Annotated in this window: 1 protein-coding gene; it reads left to right on the top strand. The window is 50.2% G+C overall.

Translation table 11 applies throughout. From position 1 onward, the window contains the following. Window positions 1–7 precede the first annotated feature (7 nt). Window positions 8–247, top strand: a 240-nt coding sequence (locus RMT89_RS46420) for a beta-ketoacyl synthase N-terminal-like domain-containing protein (protein WP_399499101.1), incomplete at its 3' end; no start/stop codon positions are given.

The raw sequence follows: 247 nt of genomic DNA on the forward strand, positions 1-247 counted from the left end.
TGTCATTATATCCGGAGGAGCAGAAGCTGCTATTTGTGCTGCAGGTGTAGGAGGTTTCAATACGATGAATGCTCTTTCTACAAGAAACGATAGCCCCCAGACAGCTTCACGTCCGTTTAGCGCCAGTCGTGACGGGTTTGTGATGGGTGAGGGCTCATGCTGCTTGGTTATCGAAGAGCTGGAACACGCCAAAAAGCGTGGTGCTATCATATTGGCGGAACTTGTGGGTACCGGTCTTTCTGCTGAT

The organism is Streptomyces sp. P17, assembly GCF_032436805.1.
Taxonomy (GTDB): Bacteria; Actinomycetota; Actinomycetes; order Streptomycetales; family Streptomycetaceae; genus Streptomyces.